The organism is Candidatus Nitrosopumilus sp., assembly GCF_965262695.1.
Lineage (GTDB): Archaea > Thermoproteota > Nitrososphaeria > Nitrososphaerales > Nitrosopumilaceae > Nitrosopumilus.
This window is the reverse complement of sequence record NZ_OZ253550.1, coordinates 1,401,221-1,418,583: the sequence shown is the minus strand read 5'-3', so window position 1 is coordinate 1,418,583 and position 17,363 is coordinate 1,401,221. Positions and strand designations below refer to the sequence as shown.

The 17,363-nt window shown below is 26.8% G+C and carries 18 protein-coding genes; 12 read left to right on the top strand and 6 right to left on the bottom strand.

The window, feature by feature from the left end; translation table 11 throughout:
- Window positions 1-31 precede the first annotated feature (31 nt).
- Both ACQY2P_RS08570 and ACQY2P_RS08565 read left to right on the top strand, forming a co-directional pair.
- Window positions 32-580, top strand: a complete 549-nt coding sequence (locus tag ACQY2P_RS08570) for an acyltransferase (RefSeq protein WP_428326211.1) — start codon at window positions 32-34, stop codon at window positions 578-580.
- Window positions 573-1,418, top strand: coding sequence for a polysaccharide deacetylase family protein (locus ACQY2P_RS08565; RefSeq protein WP_428326210.1), 846 nt, complete (start codon window positions 573-575; stop codon window positions 1,416-1,418). The genes ACQY2P_RS08570 and ACQY2P_RS08565 overlap by 8 nt, the downstream gene beginning before the upstream one ends.
- Here ACQY2P_RS08565 and ACQY2P_RS08560 read toward each other — a convergent pair.
- Complete coding sequence (locus tag ACQY2P_RS08560; RefSeq protein WP_428326209.1) at window positions 1,415-2,359, bottom strand: GDP-mannose 4,6-dehydratase; 945 nt, start codon at window positions 2,357-2,359, stop codon at window positions 1,415-1,417. The two genes, ACQY2P_RS08565 and ACQY2P_RS08560, sit on opposite strands and share 4 nt — an antisense overlap.
- Window positions 2,360-2,484: 125 nt before the next feature.
- Here ACQY2P_RS08560 and ACQY2P_RS08555 point away from each other — a divergent pair, with 125 nt between their 5' ends.
- The 5 genes from ACQY2P_RS08555 to ACQY2P_RS08535 all read left to right on the top strand — a co-directional run bounded on the left by ACQY2P_RS08555 (window position 2,485) and on the right by ACQY2P_RS08535 (window position 8,474).
- Window positions 2,485-3,240: an FkbM family methyltransferase gene (locus ACQY2P_RS08555; protein ID WP_428326208.1), complete on the top strand. Its 756-nt coding sequence runs from the start codon at window positions 2,485-2,487 to the stop codon at window positions 3,238-3,240.
- An 80-nt stretch (window positions 3,241-3,320) separates the two neighbouring features.
- Window positions 3,321-4,505, top strand: coding sequence for a glycosyltransferase family 4 protein (locus ACQY2P_RS08550; protein ID WP_428326207.1), 1,185 nt, complete (start codon window positions 3,321-3,323; stop codon window positions 4,503-4,505).
- A gap of 31 nt (window positions 4,506-4,536) precedes the next feature.
- Window positions 4,537-5,688, top strand: a complete 1,152-nt coding sequence (locus tag ACQY2P_RS08545) for a DegT/DnrJ/EryC1/StrS family aminotransferase (RefSeq protein ID WP_428326206.1) — start codon at window positions 4,537-4,539, stop codon at window positions 5,686-5,688.
- A 3-nt stretch (window positions 5,689-5,691) separates the two neighbouring features.
- Window positions 5,692-6,834 carry a lipopolysaccharide biosynthesis protein gene (locus ACQY2P_RS08540; protein ID WP_428326205.1) on the top strand — a complete coding sequence of 381 codons (1,143 nt, stop codon included), beginning with the start codon at window positions 5,692-5,694 and terminating at the stop codon, window positions 6,832-6,834.
- Window positions 6,835-6,887: 53 nt separating this feature from the next.
- A complete protein-coding gene (locus tag ACQY2P_RS08535) occupies window positions 6,888-8,474 on the top strand; it encodes an ArnT family glycosyltransferase (protein WP_428326204.1) in 1,587 nt (528 codons plus the stop codon).
- Window positions 8,475-8,588: 114 nt separating this feature from the next.
- On the opposite strand, the gene ACQY2P_RS08530 is transcribed toward ACQY2P_RS08535, so the two are convergent.
- Window positions 8,589-9,161 carry a hypothetical protein gene (locus tag ACQY2P_RS08530; RefSeq protein ID WP_428326203.1) on the bottom strand — a complete coding sequence of 191 codons (573 nt, stop codon included), beginning with the start codon at window positions 9,159-9,161 and terminating at the stop codon, window positions 8,589-8,591.
- Window positions 9,162-9,209: 48 nt separating this feature from the next.
- Window positions 9,210-10,064 (bottom strand): sulfotransferase family protein, encoded by an 855-nt coding sequence (locus ACQY2P_RS08525; protein ID WP_428326202.1) that lies wholly within the window; start codon window positions 10,062-10,064, stop codon window positions 9,210-9,212.
- 76 nt (window positions 10,065-10,140) lie between these two features.
- On the opposite strand from ACQY2P_RS08525, the gene ACQY2P_RS08520 reads away from it, so the two are divergent.
- Window positions 10,141-11,121: a hypothetical protein gene (locus ACQY2P_RS08520; RefSeq protein ID WP_428326201.1), complete on the top strand. Its 981-nt coding sequence runs from the start codon at window positions 10,141-10,143 to the stop codon at window positions 11,119-11,121.
- A 21-nt stretch (window positions 11,122-11,142) separates the two neighbouring features.
- Here the strand turns inward: ACQY2P_RS08520 and ACQY2P_RS08515 are convergent, their stop codons facing one another.
- Window positions 11,143-12,369 carry a methyltransferase domain-containing protein gene (locus tag ACQY2P_RS08515; protein WP_428326200.1) on the bottom strand — a complete coding sequence of 409 codons (1,227 nt, stop codon included), beginning with the start codon at window positions 12,367-12,369 and terminating at the stop codon, window positions 11,143-11,145.
- A 98-nt stretch (window positions 12,370-12,467) separates the two neighbouring features.
- Here ACQY2P_RS08515 and ACQY2P_RS08510 point away from each other — a divergent pair, with 98 nt between their 5' ends.
- From ACQY2P_RS08510 to ACQY2P_RS08500, 3 genes are all read left to right on the top strand, one after another.
- The gene (locus ACQY2P_RS08510) at window positions 12,468-13,376 is read left to right on the top strand and encodes an NAD-dependent epimerase/dehydratase family protein (RefSeq protein ID WP_428326199.1); all 909 of its coding nucleotides are present in this window, start codon (window positions 12,468-12,470) and stop codon (window positions 13,374-13,376) included.
- A 153-nt stretch (window positions 13,377-13,529) separates the two neighbouring features.
- A complete protein-coding gene (locus ACQY2P_RS08505) occupies window positions 13,530-13,979 on the top strand; it encodes a phospholipase D family protein (protein WP_428326198.1) in 450 nt (149 codons plus the stop codon).
- Between the two features lie 2 nt (window positions 13,980-13,981).
- A complete protein-coding gene (locus ACQY2P_RS08500; RefSeq protein WP_428326197.1) occupies window positions 13,982-14,494 on the top strand; it encodes a phospholipase D family protein in 513 nt (170 codons plus the stop codon).
- Here the strand turns inward: ACQY2P_RS08500 and ACQY2P_RS08495 are convergent.
- Together ACQY2P_RS08495 and ACQY2P_RS08490 are read right to left on the bottom strand one after the other, a co-directional pair.
- Window positions 14,480-15,613, bottom strand: coding sequence for a hypothetical protein (locus ACQY2P_RS08495; protein WP_428326196.1), 1,134 nt, complete (start codon window positions 15,611-15,613; stop codon window positions 14,480-14,482). The genes ACQY2P_RS08500 and ACQY2P_RS08495 overlap by 15 nt on opposite strands.
- A 25-nt stretch (window positions 15,614-15,638) precedes the next feature.
- The gene (locus ACQY2P_RS08490; protein ID WP_428326195.1) at window positions 15,639-16,151 is read right to left on the bottom strand and encodes a hypothetical protein; all 513 of its coding nucleotides are present in this window, start codon (window positions 16,149-16,151) and stop codon (window positions 15,639-15,641) included.
- A 98-nt stretch (window positions 16,152-16,249) separates the two neighbouring features.
- Here ACQY2P_RS08490 and ACQY2P_RS08485 point away from each other — a divergent pair, with 98 nt between their 5' ends.
- Window positions 16,250-17,308 (top strand): glycosyltransferase family 4 protein, encoded by a 1,059-nt coding sequence (locus tag ACQY2P_RS08485; RefSeq protein ID WP_428326194.1) that lies wholly within the window; start codon window positions 16,250-16,252, stop codon window positions 17,306-17,308.
- The last annotated feature ends 55 nt before the right edge of the window (window positions 17,309-17,363 follow it).

Below are 17,363 nucleotides of genomic sequence, written 5' to 3'. Positions count from 1 at the left end.
TGTTTATCAACTAAGATTAGATTTAGACAGAATGGAAGTAAATAAGAAAGTGGACAAATCAGAAGATATTTTTTTAATAAATGAAAAAGAAGTTATGGAATTTTATAATCTTAGAGGCAACATTGGAAAACTAAAATTAAAATCAAAATTTCTTCGTTCATGGGTTCTACATTCACTTGCATATCATTCACTACATCCAGGATTTGCAGTTAGTATGCAAAGAAAGAGAGGGGTCAAAATTGGAAGATCATGTCATATTTCCCCATATGTAATTTTAGATCTTATATATCCAAAATTAATCACAATTGAAGACAATGTTGGGATAGGTAGCAATACAATGATTTTTAGTCATGTAAATCCATCAGCTAATTTATTTTTAAAACAAAATCATTATCCAAGAAAAACTGATCCTGTTATAATCAAATCAGGTGCATGGATCAATCCAGGATGTATCATAGGACCAGGAACAACAATAGGAAAAAATTCAGTGTTATCAGTAGGCAGTGTTGTTACAAGTTCAATACCAGATAATTGTGTTGTTGGTGGAAATCCCGCAAGAATAATAAAAAAAATTGAATAAATTGAATCTGTTAGGCATTGATTTTGAAGATTGGTATCATCCTGAATTAATTCAAAGGAGATTAACCAATGAAAAGAAAGAACCAAAAGTAATCAAAGGTATTCAAAAAATTATAGAATTACTTAGAAAAAATGAAACAACTGCAACGTTTTTTGTTGTAGGAGAATTGATTGAATACAAACCAGAACTTTTGGATATTATCTTAGAAAATGGACATGAGATTGGATTCCATACAATGTATCACACTAAACTTGATTCTATTGGATGTAAAGAAAGATTTGATGATGAATTAAAAGAATTTGAAAAGTTATCTGAGGGTAAATCTAAAGGGTTTAGGGCTCCAACATTTTCTCTCAATTATTCGACAAAATGGGCAATAGATAGTTTGGCAGAAAATAATTATACTTATGATAGTAGCATCGTACCTGTAAAAACATCAATGTATGGAATTGAATCTAAACAAATTTCACCCTATAGAATTTCAAGTGACAGTATTGATCAAAACAATAAAGATGGAAAAATAATGGAATTTCCATTATTAGTAACAAAAGTTCTAGGGAAAAAAATTCCTGCCGCAGGAGGATTTTATTTGAGGATTTTACCACTAAAAATAATCAGTAATGCAATAAAGAAATATGAAAAAAATGAAATTCCTAGTACTTTCTATATACATTCATGGGAACTAACACCAGAATATATGCCAAAAATTCCATTACCTCTAAAAGATAAATTTATCACATATTACAATTTGGAAAAAACATATTCAAAGATGGAGAAACTACTGAAAACTTTTAGATTTTCATCATTTGAAAATTTTCTCTCAAATAATCAAAACTAAAAATTATTTTTAGTTGTTGAAAAATAATCCAATGTATTAAGAATTCCTTTTCGTAAAGAAACAGTTGGTTTCCAACCTAATTTTCTTAATTTAGAATTATTAACAACAAAATTTCCTACATCAACTTTTTTTGTATATGTAGGTGAATCTACGTATTGAACTTTAGTTTTTGTTAGATCTTCAAGAATTTTTCCTAATTCATAAAACCAAGTTTTCTTACCAGAAGAAATCCAGTAAAGTTCTCCAGATTTACCTTTTTTCAAAATTGTTTCAATACCTGAGACCACATCAGAGACATAGACAAGATCACGATAGAATTTCCCCTTATTGTAAATTGTTAAGTCATTTCCTTTGAATGCAGAATAAATTAAATAATTTACAGCATTTTTTTGTGGAATTATTTGTTCTCTAGGACCAAAAGAATTGGTTATACGAAAGATATTGGTATCAAGACCATAAACGTCATGATAAACCTTAGTGAAATATTCGCTAGACAGTCGATTAATTCCATAAATTGTTGTAGGATTACAAGGAGTATTTTCAGTAACGGGTAATTTTTTTGGTTTTCCAACTACTATGAAAGTACTACCTAAAACAAATTTACAATTTAATTTTAGTTTTCTAATTGTTTCAAGAATAAATAATGTGGATTTAGAATTAGATTCTATATCGCGTAAAGGATATTTAAAAGATTTAGAATGAGAAGTTTCTCCAGCTAGATGAACAATAATTTCAGGTCTATGTCTTTCAATAATTTTTTTCAGTTTAGAGTGATTTGTAGTATTAACTTTTTCAAATTTAATTTTTTTAAAAATTGTTGAAATGTTATTTCTTTTAGTTAGACTTTTTGATAAAATAATCAAATCGTGATTTTTTCTTAAAAGAGATTCTGTAAGATGACTGCCCACAAAACCCATGCCACCGGTAATCATAATTTTCATAATCTATCAAAAAAACACATATCTATTAATCTTCACTACAATAAATCAAAATTATTAATTTATTTAGTAGAAAAATCAAAACGATATATTCTTACACTAAAATTATCAAACTAAAAATGAATAATATGAATAAAATAAAATTTCTAATTCAAACGATTCAGAAAATAAAAAATTGGCATATTATTCCATTGGTATATTTTGGTTTGTATAATAAAAAATATTTTATTTTAGAGTTCAAAAACGGATTAAAATGTAAATTAAGAACTAAAGAAACAGACATACATGCATTTGCAAATGTTTGGTTAGTTCAAGAATACAAAAGTATTGGATTTAAAATTGATGAAAACATTCCCATAATTGATGTTGGTGCACATGTTGGATTATTTGCATTGTATGCATCACAGTTTTGTAAAAAAGGAAAAATTTTATGTTTTGAACCAGTAAAAGAAAATTTTCAATTATTACAAGAAAATATTAAAATGAATAAATTAACAAATATTTTATTATATAATAAAGCTGTTTCAGCAAAAGATGAAAAAATTAAAATTTTTCTAGATGAAAATGATTCTGCTGCACACAACATATTTGAAAAAAAAGATAGATTTGAAGAAATTGAATCCGTATCTATTCAAACTATAATTGAAGATAATAATCTGGAAGAATGTAATATAAAATTAGATTGTGAAGGGGCAGAATTCGAAATTCTTAAGAATTTATCAAAAAACCACATCAAAATAATTAAAAAAATCTGTTTAGAGTATCATATTATCAATGAAAATTTTGATGATTTAAGCAATTTAAAAAAATCATTAAAAGAACATTTCAGATTAATAGAAATTAAAACATCCAAAAATTTAGGAATATTATACGCAGAAAAATAGAAAAAATTAGAGTTAAAAGAATTTTTTCTTGAATAATTTTTAGACCAAAGAGTCTTTAATAATTAGTCATAGGAAAAAATATGAAAATTGCATTAGTATGTCCTGCTTCGTTACCAGCTACACAATTTGGAGGAATTCTATTCTTAGCAGTTGATTTAGCACGAGAAATATCAAAATTAAATCACAACGTAACAATATACACAACAGATATGGATTTTGCAAATAATCCTAAAACGTTCAATAAACATCTTCCAAGATGTGAATCAGTAGAAAAAATTTTCATAAAAAGGACACATGTCTTGTTTTCATATGGATTATTTTTTATAAATCCAAAAATGTATAATCAATTAAAAAATGATAAATCAGACATAATACATTCTATTGGGATACGAAGTTTTCAATCATTTATTGCTGCAATTGTATCTAAAAATAAAAAAATTCCTCTGGTTCTTTCTGATCAAGGTGGATTAACTACCCATCCAGATCTTAAAAAGAATGGAATAATTAAAAAAATTTTTTATAAGTTACAAAAACCAATGATAAATTTTGTAATTAATCAAGCTTCAAAAATTATTGTTGCAAACAAATATGAACAAAGAATATTTGAAGAATTGAATGCTGAACATAAAACCATTATAATCAAAAATGGAATTAATTTAGATGATTTTAGAGAAATAAAAAATGATTTTAGGGAAAAATATTCTATCAATGAACAATTTATTTTATTTGTAGGAAGATTCAACAAAGTTAAGGGAGTAGATGTCTTAATTCAAGCATTTGACCTAATTAAAAATGAACCAGAAATAGCCGAATTAAAACTAGTGATTATGGGAGTAGATTTTGGATATGAAAAAAATATGTTTAAAATGATCAAAGATATGAAATTGGAACAAAAGATTGTAGTGATAAAAAATCCGGCTAGAAAAGATGTAATTGCTGCATATTCTGAAAGTGAATTCTTAGTATTACCCTCAAGATGGGAGTTATCTCCTTTAACACCTCTAGAAGGCTTTGCATTCAAAAAAACAGTTATTTCAACCAATGTACATGGAATTCCATCAACAATAACCAATAACGAACATGGAATACTCACAAAAACAAATGAACCAAAAGAATTAGCAGAATCAATTCTTAAATTAGTAAAAAATCCGGACCTTAGGACAAAATTAGGTTTGTCAGGTTTTAAATTAGTTAGTGAGGAATGTAATTCAGAATCAATGGCAAAAAACACTTTAGCAGTTTACAATGAATTAATTTCAGAATAAACTAATAAGACAAAGAATATTGAATAAGAAAATGTCTAATCAAAAAAGATCTTTTGATAATTCAATGGATATTCCATTTTTTGTTCCGTTGGTTACTAAAGAAGATAAAGAAGTTGTCAAAAAAGTATTGAATTCTACTTTGTTAACATTAGGTCCTGAATTAGAAAAATTTGAAAAAAAATTTGCTAAATTTACAGATACTAAATATGCTATTGGAGTGTCTAATGCCACAGCTGCATTACAATTGGCTCTTAGGACACTTAAAATTAGCAAAGATGATGAAGTGTTAATCCCAGATTTGACTTTTATTGCCACAGCTAGTTCAATTTTGAATAATGGTGGAATTCCCGTTCTAGTAGATGTTGAAAAGGATTCTTTGAATATTTCAGTGGAGTCAATTAAGAAAAAAATCACTAGTAAAACTAAAGCCATTATTGTTGTACATTTTGCAGGTAGAGCATGTAATATGAAAGAAATTATGAAAATTGCTAAATCAAATAATCTTTATGTAATTGAAGATTGTGCTCATGCAATTGGAACACATTTTTGCAGTAAACATGTAGGAACATTTGGAGATATAGGTTGTTTTAGCTTTTACCCCACAAAAAATATTACCACAGTTGAAGGAGGAATGGTTATTACAAATTCAAAAAAAATTTTTGACAATGTCAAATCTCTTAGAAATCATTCCATGACAAAATCCCTTTCGCAAAGATATAACAGTGGTAACCCATGGGATTACGATATAACAGAGCCTGGTTACAATTTCAGATTAGATGAAATTAGATCTGCATTAGGTTCTAGCCAGTTACGAAGAATAAAAAAACTAAATCAACTTAGACGAAATGCTTGTAAATATTACAATCAACATCTACAGAAAGTAAAAGGAATAAAAACACCATCCATTTCTAGTAACGATTCATGTCATTTGTATGTGATAAGAATTACTCCAGAATACAGGATTACAAGAAATCAATTATATAAAAAATTATTAAAAAATAAAATTAGGACAACTGTTCATTACAAACCTCTACACAAATTTTCCATTTTTAAAAAATATAAAAATTCAAAGAATCTATCAAATTCCTCTCAAATCTATGAAGAAATTTTATCATTGCCATTATATCCACAAATTTCACAGAAACAGCAAGATAAAGTGATTAAATGTATAAGTGAACAATAGATTATGAATTGGGGATTTAAATCATCAAAAATTCAGAATCTTTCAAAAATTGGTGTAGCCAACATTGGAGGATATGTTGTTTCTGCAGGACTCTGGTTTATTTTAGCTGGATTTCTTCAATCAGAAAAATATGGTGAATTGAGTTATTTGATTGCAATTGCAGGTATTGTGACAAGTGTTTGTTTAATTGGAGGACCACAATCAATCATAGTTTTCTCTGCAAAAAAAATTCAACTTCAAGGAACAATATTTATCATTTCATTTTTTTCAAGTATCTTCTCTGCTGTAATTCTTTACATCTTTTTACAAAATCTTGAAATAGGAATTTTTGTTATTGGAAGTGTAATTTATAATTTAACGATATCAGAATTATTAGGAAGAAAAAGTTATGGAACATATTCAAAAGTTTTTCTTTTGCAGAAAGTTCTTCAATTTATTCTAGCTATTGGCTTTTATTTCATAATGGGTGAAGCAGGAATACTTCTTGGCATAGGATTATCATTTTTTGTAATGATAAAAGTATTCTATGAAAATATCAAAAATAACAAACTAGATTTTAAACTACTAAAAGAAAAAATGACATTTATAATAAATATCTACATCAGAGATTTAACAAAAGCGTTCAAAGGAAACATAGCCCATATTATGATTGCTCCTCTGTTTGGTTTTTCATTGTTAGGAAACTATCATTTAGGACTACAGGTTTTTGGAATACTAGCAATTATTCCAGGTATTATAACTAATTTTGTGATTTCTGAAGAAGCTAGTGGGGAATCAATGAAAAAAATCAAAAAATATACTATTTCATTATCAGTGGTATTTGCAGGTCTAGGATTCTTTGTGGCTCCAGAAGTTTTACCGTATTTCTTTCCAAAATATGAAAATGTTGTAGATTTGATCCCAATTCTAAGCCTAGCAGTTATTCCTGCAACAATTTCAAACATGTTTATTTCAACTTTTTTGAGTAAAGAAAATAGTAAACCAATTGTAATAGGATATGCGATATCAATTGTTGTTTTGATTATAGGAATTTTCATTCTAGGCTCAACCATTGGTGCTTTAGGTCTTGCAGTATCATTTCTGCTAAGTCAAATATCTTACACAATTTTTCTAGCAAGTATCAAAAAATTTTATAAAAATATCTAAATGAATTTTTTTATTATTACTTTTAATATGTATAAAATTAAAAGAATTATACATTGAATGAAATTCTACAAAAAAACAATATTCAATTTTTTAAAAAACCAGTTTTTGGTTTAATTTTTATCATTATTGGTTCAATAATTTTTAAACTAATATTTTTTCCTTTAGAAATCCCTGTTATTCTAGACGGATTAAACTACTATTTTTTTGCAATGGACATAAAAATTACAGAAGAAATTCCAAATTATTCTCCATCAAAAATTGGTTGGCCTTTTTTTCTTTCAATCATTTTCAATGTAATTCCATCAAATGAAACATTCGTTTTTATGGAAATTCAGAAAATTGTTTCTATTACAATATTTTCGTTAATATCTATTCCAATATTTTTTTTAACAAAATTTTTTGTTCCAGAAAAATATGGGGTGATAGCTGCAGGAATTTTTGTGTTTGATCCAAGAGTCGGAATAAATTCATCATTAGGGAGTTCAGATCCTTTATTTGTATTATTATTAGCAACATCTTTAGTATTATTTTTAAAAACTAAAGAAATTTTTACATATATTTCATTTTTAACTGTAGGTCTTGCAACTACAGTAAGACCAGAAGGTGTGTTTTTATTTTTAGCAATGACAGTATTATTTTTTATTAGAAATAGAAAAAAAGGAATTAAAAATTTAAAATATTTACTTTGTTTAGTAATTTTCTTTGGAATATTATTTCCATTTTTAAATTATCAAGAAAGTATTCATGGAAATGATTTATTATTTGATAGAATTGAACATACTGCTACATATCATTCTCAAGATCCACAAATAACGAAAGGGGATTCCGGGATTCCATTTATTTTGAAAGGAATAGAAAATTTTCCAAAATATCTTGGATGGGTTCTCATACCTAATTTTATAATTTTTGTTCCAATAGGCTTCATTTTGTTTCTCAAAAAAATAGATTTTAACAAAATTTCTCTAATTTTATCAGGGCTGTTTTTATCAATACCAATTTTTTATGCGTATGCAATTCCGTTACAAGATACAAGATATTTACTACCATTATATCCACTTTTTTCAATTTGGGCAATTGTTACTGTAAAAAAATTGGAAGAGAAATATAGAATTCCAATTTTTATTCCATTAATTATTATAATTATTTTGTCTAGCTTATTTTTGATCTTTAATTATGACGTGGAATATGATTTAGAAGCAATCAAAATGTTAGAATCACTCAATGAAAAACCAATAACAGCAAATGCGTTTTATCCTCAGAGTATTTTTTTAGAACCTACTAATTTGCCTAAAACTATTGAAGAGTTAAAATTTTTTGCTATGAATAGAGAAAAAGGAGAGTCATTAAGAACTAGTATACCCGCAACAGTCAAAACAGTGCCTATTGATGGATTTAATTCTATTGAAGAATTAATTAACATAGGAAAAGAGAATGGATTAACACATTTGATCATTTCAAAAGATAATTCAAATAATTTATTTTCTGAAATTTATTTGAATGAAAACAAATTCTCATATCTTAAAAAAATTAATGATGAAAGTGAATACAGTAAATATAAAATAAAAGTCTTTGAAATAAATTATGAAGTATATTTTGAAACCAAAGAAAATTCTTTAAAGAAGTTATCAAAGGAAAAATGAGATTTAAAAAATAAAATAATTTATGGATTAACAATTAAGAAAAATTTGACAGAATATTATTTCCATAGAATAAAAAATACATTTACGGATAGAGGGTTGGATGGAAATAGTAAATTATTTCATATATTGAGTTTCACGTTTTTCCATATCACTAAAAACCACGCCAATTGTTCGTAATAATGTTACATTGTTTTCAAAACAATAATTTTGTAATGAGTTGATATATTCTTTAAATTTTGATGGAGATTCACCCTTTTTAGTTAGAGATGAAAAAAGATCATCATGATCTAACATGATTGTCTTATTTGAATAAGGCATACAACTAACAATATTACTAATGTTTGCGACACCATCAGGATTTTCAATTTTTGGAACAATCTCCACATGTTTTGGAACTGATGAGATAAACTTCTCTACATCATTTGAAGAGTTAACATTAGAAATTGCCAAATATTTAACATTTAGATTTTTTTCTAAAATTGGTATTAATTCATCAAATGTATAGGAATTGTGTGGAGGCTTGGTTCGTCCTATAGGCAAATCGATGAATATTTTGTGTATGGAATGTTTTGATAATAGGTCAGAAAGTTCATTTAAACTATTGACCCACGCCAAATTAATTCTATAAATGGCATTATCTGGAATTTTAAAATCAGAATTAGAAAGATTTTGAGATATAATTAACATACTTGAGATATATTTTTGCCATATTTAATTTTAAAACGTTTCAGAAAATTATTTTTCCCAGTCAAATTTTTTGTTCAAAAAATCATAAAGTTGTTCATTATATGGTTTGAAGAATTCAAGTAGTATTTCTCGTGTTTTAGAATTCATTTTAGATTTTTTTGATACATTAACTTTTTCTATGTTTGGGACATCATATTCAGGTAAATTTAAAAAGCTAAAAATTTCATTCATTGTTTTTCTTGTATTAGATGCTAAATTTTCACTTGAAATTATTAATATTTGATTTTTTGAAAATTGTTCAAACCATATTGGAAGTTGTTCAGCATAGAATGCTCTTGCCAAGCTAGAATTTTCAACTTTGGTAGCAAAATAATTATCATCTTTTAACTCAACATCCCATTTTGAAACATCATCTATTTCATTTTTAATAAATTCTTCAAAAGTTCTAGTTTCTCCAAATTTTCTATGTAGATGATAATGGGAATAAGTTCTATCAACAGGATTTCTGAGAACTATTATTAATTTGGATTTAGGAAATAATTTTTTTATTCTTTTTGCAATCCAAGGTCTACGCACATATGAAGGGGTAACATCATAGGTCATAAAAAAATCTGTTTTTAATTTTATTCTAAATTTTGTAAAGACAGATGGGAATAAGGAACGATACCAATTCAATCCTAAATGAAAATTTACATCAAAGAAACCTAATTCGTCATAAGCTGATTTTGACAATGAAGGATGTTGATCTAGATAATGATACAAAGAAGTTGTTCCAGTTCTTCCAGCACCAATTACAAAAAAATCAGGAAGAACTCTTAATGGACTGGTAATTCCAAAGAAATGTCTTTTTATAAATAATCTATAAAATCTTTTATAAGAAGATTTTTGAGATTTCAAATACACACACAGAAATACATTATGATAAATTTTAACCTTATTTCTAAAAAGTCATAATAGAGAACATTTTGATTTGAATATTATGGATAAAATTAAAGTTGCATTCATCTACAAGCCTTCAAATATTTTCATGACAGGTAAGCATTTTGATAATGTTTACTACAATTTTTTCATTAAAGCATTACCTCGTAATAATGAAATGGAGGTAACATATTTTCCTGAAGACAAAAAATTTGACATTTCAAAATTGGAAAATAAATTTGACATCATTCTGTTGTGGCAAAATAATGAATTTGGAACACCAGACTTGATTGGTATAAGAAAATCAAAGATTCCGGTTATTACCAGATGTGCTGATCCAAGAGAAACAAAAATTACTAAAGAATACCATAAGAAATGGAAAGTAGATTATTATTTTCATTTTTGGCCAAAATCTTTCTTTCACAGTATTTTACCAAAAAATTATAAATACAAATCAATAATTTACGGATTAGAGCCATCATTATACAAAAATGTAGAGCCATTTGACGAAAGAATAAAAAATAAAATTTTGAATTCAGGTGCAATAGGAAATTCAAAACCACTATCAAAAATAATTAATGATATTAGAAAACCAAGATGGAATGCATATCGTGTATATCATCTTAGAACAATTGTAAATGGTTTACCCTATGTCGATTATTTTCCAACTCTTCAAAATGAATTTGTTGGGGATAAATTTCCTCTCTTGCTAGAACAATATCAAGCATCAATTGCAGCATGTACTGTAACAACAGTTGCTAAAATGTGGGAAATTCCTGCTGCAGGATGCATGACATTTCTAGAGGTTAATGAAAAAAATGATGCAGATAGTTTTGGCTTTAAAGATCAAGAAAATGCAGTTTTTATAAATGAAAGAAATTATAAACAAAAATTTCAAGAATTTTTAGAAAATATAGAAGATCCTAAATGGAAGAAAATTGCTGATAACGGAAGAGAGTTTGTTATGAAGAATCTAAATAATGATAAAGCAGTAGAATCTCTTGTCGAATTAATGCGATGTGCAATTAAAGAAAATAGTTAAACAGTATCAATAAATTTTCATTTAAGGACTAAAATGTGGTGTTGGGAATGGAATAATGAATTTTCCCCCATTTTTAACAAACTCGTGTTCTTTTTCAATAATATCATCAGCAAAAATCCAAGCAAGTAATAAAACATAATCAACATCAATAAGTGGTCTAGGAGATTTGATAGGAATATGCATTCCAGGTACAAATCGACCATATCTTTCAGGAGATGCATCAACACCAAAATCAAGAATATCAATGCCAACTTTCCAATAATTTAACATTGTATTACCTCGTCCCGACATACCATAACCAATAATTGTTTTTTCTTGTTTTTTCAAATCACATAACAAATTTAGCATTTGAGATTTGTGTTCTTCACATTTCTTTGCAAAATTTTTGAAAGTTTCTAGTTTATCATATCCTTTTTTAAGTTCAGAATTTATGAGATATTCTACATTTTTTGAAATATCAAAATTAGCATTATTAAAAGAAGAATAAATTCTGATAGTGCCTCCTCTAATGTCTAAGTGTTTAACATCAAAAATTTTCATGCCATATCGTTCTAAGAATTTTTTTAATGCTAAGACAGAATGATACATTGTATGTTCGTGATAGATCACATCATATTGTAACTCATCAATCATATCACCTAGATAATTTACTTCAAAAATAAAAACACCATTTTCTTTTAAGAGATTTTTTACACCTAAAAGAATATCATCTAAATTATCAACATGTGCAAAAACAGCATTACCTACAATTACATCAGCCTTTTCATATTTTTCTAGAATTTTTTCAGATAAATTGAATCCAAAATAATCATCAATTACATCAAGACCTTTATCTTTTGTAATTTTTACAACATTTTTAGCAGGATCTACACCTAAAACATTTAATCCCAAATTTTTTAGTGGTTCTAAAAGAATTCCATCATTACATGCAACTTCTACTACAAATCCATTATCTGGCAAAAATCGCTCCTTTATTTCAGATGCATATGTTTGAAAATGTTCAAGTACACTTTTTGCAGCTACAGATGATAAATAACGGTAATCTCTGAAGAAGGTGTCTCTCGGAATCATTTCAACTACTTGAACAGAAGCACAATTTTTACAAAAACATACATCTAAAGGATAAGAGTCTTCTTTACCAACATCCTCCTCTTTTAGAAAATTTCCAGCTAAAGGCATGGTTCCTAATTTTAGAAAGATCTCAAAATTGTCAGAATTACATAGTCTGCAATGTTGAATTTTTGTCATGTGTGTTTAGGAAGATAAAGTGGTTATAATGATTTTGAATTCTATAAAAATGAAATATAATAAATTAAAAAGAGGCACATATGAAGTAGAATCATATTTTGACTGAAAAAAATGTGTTAATTACTGGAGGTGCAGGATACATTGGAAGTATTTTAGTTAATTTAGCACCAGAAAATTGGAAAATAACAATTTTGGATAGTTGTATAGTGGGCAATACACAAGTAAATTTTCAAAAAAAAATAATTTTTGTTAAAGAAGATATTAGAAACGAGAGCGTTGTTGACGATTTAATTAAAAAGTCAGATGTAATAATTCACCTTGCAGGAATTGTAGGTGAAGCATCATTTCAAAAAAATCCAAAAGCATCTTGGGAAATTAATCAAAATGCAACTGAAAAAATTATAGATTTAGCAAAGAAATATGATAAGAAGTTAATTTTTATGAGTACGTGTTCAGTGTATGGGTTTAATACTGAAATTTGTAATGAAGAAACCAATCCAAACCCAGTTGATGATTATAGTAGAAGTAAATTAAACTCAGAGCAATACATACAAGAGAATCTTCAAAATTACATAATTTTTAGGTTAGGTACAGTTTATGGATGGTCACCAAGAATGAGGTTTGACATAATAATTAATAGAATTATTGAAAAAATGTTATGGGATGAATCAATTGAGATTTTTGGGGGAAAGCAATGGAGACCCTTCATTCATGCTAAAGATGCAGCAAATGCTTTGATTTTGGCAGCTGAAAAACCAATTAAGAAAGAAATCATGAACATTGTTGGAGAAAATCATCAATTATTAGACGTAGCAAAACAAATTACAAATAATTTAAAGATCATTTCACAAAAAGAAGATAATAGAAGTTATCATGTTAATAATAATAAAATCAAAGAGAAATTGAATTGGAAACCAAAAATGAATATCGAAAAAACAATTAAAGAATTCAAAAAAGTGAACTACGTGGAAAAAATTTATCATAATCATGAATGGGATTATTCCTAAATTATTTTTAAAATAAAAAGTTCTAAAAAAAATAATAATTATGAGAAGTGCAATTTTTTAATCTTGTTTTAAGTAAATCAAACTATAATCAATAATTATTTTAATGTCTAAAAAATTTTTTCTTTTTATAGGAGGAAAATTTTAAATGGTATTATGGAAACCCATGTTGGAAAAAATTTAGGAAAATTTATTGAAGCTGAAATTTTATCTGCAAAAGAATCATTATTAATTTCAAGTCCAGGCATTTCTCTTTTTATTGGAGAAAAAATTTTTGAACAGTCTCAAAAAGGAATTAAAACAAAAATCCTTACTAGTGAAAATGGAGGATCAGATTCACATGAAACCAATAAATTGGCATTACAATTGTTAAGAGATAAAAAAAATCAACAGTTTTTAGATTATAAAATTGTTGAAACTCAAAAAATAGAAATAATTCATCCAAAGATCTACATAATAGATAATAATTGTGCCATAGTGGGTTCTGCAAATCTTACAAAAAATGGATTTTATAACTTTGTAGAATTTATTCAATTGTTTAGAAATAAAGAAGAAATCGAGACAATAAAAGAAGATTACAAAAAACTTTGGGACTTGTGTTGTTAAAATTGGAAACTCATGTAGGAATTGGGATTGGAAAAATTATAGAAGAGAAATTATTGAATGCTGAAAATGAAATTTTAATTTCTACACCAATGATTTCCCCAGATTTTGCAAAAAAAATGATTTTTTCATTAAAAAAAGGAATAAAAGTTAAGATAATTACAAGTGAGCCATATTTTGAAGATGAAAAACAGGCAATTAGCATTTTACAAGAAAAATCTTCAAAAAAACATAATGAGAGTATTGAACTTAAAGTAATAAATTTTAAACAAGCTGCATTGATACATGCAAAAATTTACATTATTGACAACAAGATAGCAATTACAGGTTCAGCAAATTTTACTGAAAAAAGTTTTTTTAAATTGCCTGAATATATCATCATACAAAACAAAGATTGTGAAATTGAACAAATAAAAAATAATTTTGAATATATTTGGAAAAACTTTCGACACGAATCACAAAATTTGGTAAGAAAGAGAATAAAAAATATGGCTAAAAAATTATTATTTAGAACTTAATGAGGAGAAAATTTGATTTAAGCTGAAATCAGAAATAATGTGTTTATTTTGATCAATATCTATTATCACACTAAATTCACCTTTACCTAAAGATTTGATTCTTTCTTGAATAATACTTTCAAATGGGAATTGTTTGTATAAACTACCTGGAAAACAACATGGATCAAACTCATTATAGATTAAAACTAACTTGTTTTTTTCACCATATGCACTCATAATGTATAATTCTTCATAGTTTGCAATTTTATAAAATTCAGGAATGTTTTGTTCATAATCACCAAGATCAGAAGGACTAGAACGCATCCAAATTGGAAAAGAACCAGCAATTGAATAACTTTTTTTAATTCTATCATCCAAAGCTGAAATTACTACTGTGGACCAACCACCACCAGACAAACCAATCATATTAAATGATTCAAAAATATAGTCTCGATCTATTTGATTTAATGTAATCATTACGGGTTCAATAAAAAATTTTATCGAATGCAGGTTATCATTATCAATTAATCTAAAATGATTGTGTGAATTTAGTTTTATTTTACCTAATTTGGGTACTTCAACTACAGGTTCATTATTCATTCCTTTACCAGGCATCGAAAAAATCAAAACTGAAAAATTTTTTTCTAAGAATTTTTGAATGATTTCTTTATCTTGTTCAAAAGAATGACTATCAGGTCCTCTTAACGAACTTTTATCATGACCTTGATGTAAAATAATTAATTGATTGTTTGTTGTTTTTGGTAAGAATAGATAAGATGTAGAGGTCATACCATATTCCATTTCTACAATAAAAGAATCAATTTGTGAAAGGGATTCAATATCAGAAAATAAATTATCATTTATATTGATTGAGTGATATGTTGGGAACTTATTTTCGGGCAGATCGCCATTAGGCCAGATATAGTTCTGTAGATCAATTCTTTTCGTTTCAATATCATCTTTAGAATTAATGTCGATAAGAGAATCTATTTCTGTTAGTTCTTGATATATTTGATGTCTATCAATTCTTTCTGGTGGAAATGTGTCAGTTAATGTAAACTTTGCAGTACTAATCAATTCAAATGGGAAAATTTCATAATGACCAACAGACAATCCATACAAGAATACAGATAAAATCACTAAACTAAATAACAAATATTTTTTTTTAGTCATTGGAGGATTTTTCTTCCGTTTCTGTTTTGATATATTTTAAATCCAATTTATTAGATAATGTTCTTTTTTCAAGAAAATCAGTTAATTCATCTTGTAATGTTTTTATTTGTTTTAATTCTTCTTCATTTAATTTCATATTATTTGTAAATTTTATCAATAATGATGTCAACTGTAAATTGATTTTCAATAAAATTTCAGTATTAACAAGAGTTCTTGCTTTATAGGGATCAGTTTCATAACCTATGTCTATTTCTGCTTTTCTTGCAGAAGATCTTTTCCAATGAACAAATCCAATTAAAATGAGCAATGGCACCCCTATTCCGCCCACAATTAGAATATAATGCAAAAAAGTAGGAAAAATAGTTTGAAGAAATGGCATTCTTTCAATTGCAAGATAAAATGTTACTGTTAAGGTGTTAATGGCTGCAAAGATGAATGCAAAATAGATACTCCATCCATTTCTAAAATAAAACCAGGCACGAAATCCAATATCTCGTTCATCCATCGATTTTATTGAGATTCAACACATATATCTATTTGACTAGAATTATACAAAATTAATAAAAATCAAGGAATTAAATATTAAAAAAAAATAATTTTATTGTGAAATTACTTATTGCATATGGAAGTAAAGGAAAGTTATTTCATTTAACTGAATTTTCTGAAGCACTTGAAAAATTGGGGGTTGAATGTAAATTAGTTAAAGACACGGATTATAGTAAAGGATTTCCAAGTAAAAAAATTTCTGATTGGTTGCCAGATAAAAAATTTCAAAAATTAATTCAAGAGTTCAAACCTGATGCAATTTTTATTGATCGACAATCTCATTTTGGAATAGATGCTTTGAAAATAGATATTCCATTATTTGTTTTACTACGAGGGCATTATTGGTCTGAACAAGAATGGGCTAAAAAAACAATTTACAAAGATCTAAAAAATAGAACTATTCTTGGATTACGAAATAGAATTTCTGAAAAAATATTTGCAAAATGTACTGCAATATTTCCAATTTGTGAATACTTGGTAGATATCATTAAGGAACATCATCCTTCCCAAAAAACACACGTATTTTTTGAAGGAATTGATAAAGAAAGATGGCATAGTGTGAAAGGAGCAGAATTAAAACATCCATGTGTAGGATTACTTCAAGATGCAAATTGGTGGGGGAAAACAAAAGAAATGTTAACACTAAAAGAAGTTTTAAAATCTACACCAAATGTGACTTTCTATTGGGCAGGTGATGGTCCATATAGAGAGAAAATTTTAGAAGAATTAAAAGAATTTGAAAACTTCGTATGGTTAGGAAGATTAGATTATCCAGACAAAGTAAGAGAATTTTTAGCTGAAATAGATATCTATGCTTTAATCAGTGGAATGGATTTAGCACCACTAACACTAAAAGAAGCACAATTAATGGAGAAACCAGTAATTGCAACCAATGTTGGAGGAATACCTGAAATGATGAAAGATAAAATTTCAGGATTTCTAGTGAAAGAAGGAGATTCGGATGATTTGATTAAGAAATTATCAATTTTATTAAAAGATGATGATTTGAAAAAGAAAATGGGGCGTAATGGAAGAGAATTTGTTATTGAAGAATTTAGTTGGGATGTAATTGCAAAAAGATTCATAAAAAATATTGCATCATATATTAAAAAGTAATTAAACAGAAATCTTCGTAAAAATATTATAAAAATACATTTAACGTAAAACCAAT